The sequence below is a fragment of the Cellulosimicrobium sp. NPDC057862 genome (genome assembly GCF_042797035.1).
Lineage (GTDB): Bacteria > Actinomycetota > Actinomycetes > Actinomycetales > Cellulomonadaceae > Cellulosimicrobium.
Map to the genome: position 1 here is coordinate 1 of NZ_JBHVMH010000038.1, position 4794 is coordinate 4794.

A 4794-nucleotide genomic window follows, 5' to 3' on the forward strand; every position below is an offset into this window, starting at 1 on the left:
CAGAGGTAGAACCCGTGGGGTTCTACCTCGCGGCCGGAGGCTCTACCTCGCGGGGGAGAACCCTCTACTGTGCGGCGGCCTCCGCGGCGGCGAGGAGGACGCAGGTCGCGACGCCGTCCATCGCGACGCGGACCTCCTCGATCGGGGGGAGGGTCGGCGCGAGGCGGAGGACCTTGTCCTCGGGGTCCTTGCCGTAGGGGAACGGGGCGCCGGCGGGCGTGAGGGCGATGCCGGCGGCCTGGGCGAGCTCGACGACGCGCGACGCGGTGCCGGGGACGACCTCGAGGCTGACGAAGTAGCCGCCCTTCGGTTCGGTCCACGACGCGACGCCGGCGTCGCCGAGGCGCTCGGCGAGGATGCTCGTCACGGCGCCGAACTTGGGCGCGATGATGTCGCGGTGCTTGCGCATGTGGGCGCGCACGCCGTCGGCGTCGCCGAAGAACAGCGCGTGGCGGAGCTGGTTGACCTTGTCCGGGCCGATGGACTGGGCCGACAGGTGCTTCTTGTACCAGGCGACGTTCGCGGGCGACGACGCGAGGAACGCGACGCCGGCGCCGGCGAACGTGATCTTCGAGGTCGACGCGTAGAGGATCACGCGGTCGGGATGGCCGGCCTCGGCGGCGAGGGAGATCGCGTCCGCGCTGCGGACCTCGTCGTCGGTGAGGTGGTGCAGCGCGTACGCGTTGTCCCAGAGGATGCGGAAGTCTGGCGCCGCGGCGGGAACCGACACGAGCGCGCGTGCGACCTCCTCGGTGACGACCGACCCGTCGGGGTTCGCGTAGGTCGGCACGACCCACATGCCCTTGATCGTGGGGTCGTTCGCGACGAGCTCGGCGACGGCCGCGGCGTCCGGGCCGTCATCGGTCATGGGCACGGTGACCATCTCGATGCCGAGCGCCTCGCACACCGAGAAGTGGCGGTCGTAGCCGGGCACGGGGCAGATCCAGCGGACCTTCTCCTCGCGGCCCCACGGGCGCTCGGAGCCGGGGACGCCGAACAGGGTCGCGTACGCGAGCGTGTCGTACATGAGCGTGAGGCTCGCGTTGCCGCCCGCGAGCAGCTGCGCAACGGGCACGCCGAGGAGCTCGGCGAAGATCTCCCGGAGCTGCCGGAGGCCGTCGAGGCCGCCGTAGTTGCGGACGTCGGTGCCGTCGGCGTCGGTGTGCACGCCCTCGCCCGGGAGCGCGAGCAGGGCCTCGGAGAGGTCGAGCTGCTCGGCCGAGGGCTTGCCGCGCGTGAGGTCCAGCGTCAGCCCCAGGGCCTGCAGGTCGGCGTACGCGCGACGCAGGTCGTCGAGGGACGGGGCGGCGCCGGCGGTGGGAACGTCGGCAGGGGCGGTGGGCTCAGGCTGCGCGGTGGTCACCCTGCGGACTCTACCGATCCCGCGCGAGCGCCGTGAGCGCGTCCTCCAGGGCGGACAGTCCGGTCTCGAGGTCGTCGGTCGAGATGGTCAGCGGGGGAGCGAGGCGGATGGTGGAGCCGTGCGTGTCCTTGGCGAGGACGCCGCGCGCGAGCAGCGCCTCGCACAGGTCGCGTCCCGTCCCGCGGGCCGGGTCGAGGTCGAGCCCCGCCCACAGCCCGAGGCCGCGGACGTCGTCGAGCAGCCCGGCGTCCACGAACCCGGTGAGGCGGCCGTGGAAGACCGCCCCGAGCTCGCGCGCCCGGCGCTGCGGCTCGCCGGTGGCCAGGAGGTCCACGACCGCGAGCGCCACCGCGCACGCGAGCGGGTTGCCGCCGAACGTGCTGCCGTGCGTCCCGGGCGTGAGGACCTCGAGCACGTCGCGGCGCCCCACCACCGCGGACACGGGCAGGATCCCGCCACCGAGCGCCTTGCCGAGCGTCACGAGGTCGGGGCGCACGCCCCACGTCTCGACGGCGAGCGTCGTGCCGGCGCGACCGAGGCCGGACTGGATCTCGTCGGCGACCAGCAGCACGTCGCGCTCGGCCGTGAGCGTGCGCAGCCGCGGCCAGTAGTCCTCGGGCGGCACGATCACGCCGGACTCGCCCTGGACGGGCTCGAGCAGCACCGCGACGGTCGTGTCGTCGATCGCGGCGGCGACGGCGTCGACGTCGCCGTACGGCACGACCCGGAACCCCGGCGTGTACGGGTCGAACCCGCGGCGCGCGTCCTCGTCGTCGGAGAACGACACGATCGTCGTCGTACGACCGTGGAAGTTCCCCGACCCGACGACGATCGTCGCCTCTCCCGGCCGGACGCCCTTGACGTCGTACCCCCACTTGCGGGCGGTCTTGATCGCGGTCTCGACGGCCTCGGCGCCGGTGTTCATGGGGAGCACGAGGGAGTCCGGCCCGCCGGTGGTGAGCGGCCCGACGAGCGCGGCGAGCGCGGCGGCGAACGGGTGCAGGAGGTCGTGGTCGAACGCGCGCGACGTGAGCGTGACACGCCCGAGCTGCGCCGTCGCGGCCGCGAGGAGCGCCGGGTGCCGGTGCCCGAAGTTCAGGGCGGAGTAGCCCGCGAGGAAGTCGAGGTAGCGGTGCCCGTCCACGTCGGTGACCCACGACCCCTCGGCGGTCGCGACGGTGACGGGCAGCGGGTGGTAGTTGTGCGCGAGGGCGTCGTGGGGCCCCTCGTCCGCCGGCCCGGCGACCGCGCGGACGTCCTGCGCGGTCACGACGCGCTCCTCGACGCCGCGGCCGACCCGGCGGCCAGCTCGCGGATCTCGAGGGTGCAGCACTTGGCCCCGCCGCCTCCGCGCAGCAGCTCGGACGTGTCGACGGCGAGCGTCTCGTAGCCGCGCTCGCGCAGCGCGGCGGCGAGCCGCTCGGCGCGCGGCGCGTGCACGACGTGCGCGCCGTCGCTCACCGCGTTGAGGCCGAGCACGACGGCGTCCTCCTCGGTCGCGAGGAGCGCGTCGGGGTATCGCTCGCGCAGCACCTCCTGCGCCGCGGGCGAGAACGCGGCCGGGTAGTAGACGACGTCCACGGGCGGTGGGCCGGTGAGGCCGGGGTGCGCGCCGCCGTCGGGCACCCGGGTGCCCGGGGCCGTGCCGGAGTCCCCGCGCAGCACGGTGAGCGCGGTGTCGAGGTGGTAGAAGCGCGGGTCGACGAGCTCGAGCGTCACGACCTCGCGCCCCCACAGCGCGGCGGCCTCGGCGTGCGCGGCGCGGTCGGTGCGGAACCCCGTCCCCGCGAGCACGACGTCTCCCGCCCCGAGCAGGTCGCCCTCGCCCTCGTTGACGTGCTCGGCGAGGTGGGTGACGTAGCCGTGGTCGGCGAACCACTTGAGGTAGGCGGGGCCCTCGGGCCCGCGCTCGGGGTGCGTGAAGCGCGCGGAGTAGACGAGACCGTCGACGACGGTCGCGCCGTTGGCGGCGTAGACCATGTCCGGCAGGCCCGGGACGGGGTCGATCGTCTCGACGATGTGGCCGAGGTCGCGATAGGTGTCGCGCAGGCGCTCCCACTGGGCGACCGCGAGCGGGGTGTCCACCGGCGTGCGCCGGTCCATCCACGGGTTGATCTCGTAGCTCACGGTGAAGTACGTGGGCCGGCACATGAGGTAGTGCCGGGGCTGGCCTGGGCGCATCGCCGCCTCCTCGCGGGAGCCGGGCCCGCCGGGGTGGTGCGGCCCGGGTGGTGGCCGGACGGGGGGATGGCGTCCGGTGCTGCTGGTGGGCTGCCGGTTGGCTGCTGGATGCCAGCGTACGTCCGCGACGTGCGCGCGTCCTGGGACGACGCGCTCACCACCGGGTGTTGACAGCGATATTCTATCGATATATCGTTAGCGTATCGCTGAGAGTCGAGACGACGACTCGCGACCATCGCGAGGCCGACACGGCCCGCCACCGCTCCGCGGAACACCCGGAGCCCCACGAACACAGGAGACACATCCCATGAGCTACGCACACCAGCACCGGGGCAGGACCCCGGAGAACGTCCAGGACATGTCCCAGCCGTTCGGCGAGCGTCCCGGGCCGCGGCCCGGCCGCCGTCGTCGCGATGGCTTCCCGCCCGTGCCCGACGACGCGGCCTGGTTCCGCGGCGACGGTCCCCGTGGTCGGGGCGGCGCGCGCCGCGGCGGTGGCCGCGGGTTCGGCGGCCCTGCCGACGGCGGACGGGGCTTCGGCCCCGGCGGGCCGGTCGACGACCGGCGAGGGTCCGGCCCGGGCTTCGGGCCGGGCGGTCCTGGGTTCGGCCCGGGCCACGGCGGGCGTCGTCACGGGGGCCGCGGCCGCGGCCCCGGTCGTGCCGGCCGCGGCGACGTCCGCGCCGCCGTCCTGCTGCTCCTCGCCGAGCAGCCCATGCACGGCTACCAGGTCATCCAGGAGATCGCCGAGCGGAGCGAGGGCCAGTGGCGTCCGAGCCCCGGCGCGGTCTACCCGGCGCTGAACCTGCTCCAGGACGAGGGGCTCGTCGAGCTCTCGGCCGACGGCGGCCGTCGCCTCGCGACGCTCACCGAGGCGGGCACCGCGTACGTCGCGGAGCACGCCGCCGAGCTCGGCGACCCGTTCGCCGACGCCGCCGGTCGCGGCGGGCGGTCGCGGCGCGAGCTGCGCGCGGGCGTCGAGGCGGTCGCCGCGGCGGTCCACCAGGTCGCCCGCACGGGCACCGACGAGCAGGCGAAGGCCGCGGCCGAGCTCCTCGAGCGCACGCGCCGCGAGCTCTACCTGATCCTCGCCGGCCCGGCCGCGTCGGGTGCCGCGGCCGACGCGGGCGACCCCGCGTCGTCGGACGCGCACGTCGAGGACGCCCCGGTCGAGGACGAGCCGACCGCCTGACCCTCGCCCACTCCGCCGAACCCGGGGTCGCTCCCCACCCGCAGCCGTGGGTGGGGAG

4 protein-coding genes are annotated in these 4794 nt (G+C 75.2%); 1 reads left to right on the top strand and 3 read right to left on the bottom strand.

Annotated elements, in window-relative coordinates:
* Window positions 1-64: 64 nt before the first annotated feature.
* Genes ACFVN3_RS20775 through ddaH form a run of 3 tightly spaced genes read right to left on the bottom strand, consistent with a single transcriptional unit; the run spans window position 65 to window position 3544 of the window.
* Entirely contained in the window at window positions 65-1363 is a 1299-nt protein-coding gene (locus tag ACFVN3_RS20775; protein WP_378234861.1) for an aminotransferase class I/II-fold pyridoxal phosphate-dependent enzyme, read from the bottom strand.
* Window positions 1364-1373: 10 nt separating this feature from the next.
* The gene (gene rocD, locus ACFVN3_RS20780) at window positions 1374-2633 is read right to left on the bottom strand and encodes an ornithine--oxo-acid transaminase (RefSeq protein WP_378234862.1); all 1260 of its coding nucleotides are present in this window, start codon (window positions 2631-2633) and stop codon (window positions 1374-1376) included.
* Window positions 2630-3544 (bottom strand): dimethylargininase, encoded by a 915-nt coding sequence (gene ddaH, locus ACFVN3_RS20785; protein ID WP_378234863.1) that lies wholly within the window; start codon window positions 3542-3544, stop codon window positions 2630-2632. Before ddaH ends, rocD begins: the two co-directional genes overlap by 4 nt.
* A 307-nt stretch (window positions 3545-3851) precedes the next feature.
* Between ddaH and ACFVN3_RS20790 the strand changes: the two genes are divergently transcribed.
* Window positions 3852-4736, top strand: coding sequence for a PadR family transcriptional regulator (locus ACFVN3_RS20790; RefSeq protein ID WP_378234864.1), 885 nt, complete (start codon window positions 3852-3854; stop codon window positions 4734-4736).
* The last annotated feature ends 58 nt before the right edge of the window (window positions 4737-4794 follow it).

Excerpts from the sequence above, each read along its gene's own strand:
- ACFVN3_RS20790 (WP_378234864.1), top strand. The coding sequence starts at position 3,852 with ATGAGCTACGCACACCAGCACCGGGGCAGGACCCCGGAGAACGTCCAG.
- ddaH (WP_378234863.1), bottom strand. The coding sequence starts at position 3,544 with ATGCGCCCAGGCCAGCCCCGGCACTACCTCATGTGCCGGCCCACGTAC.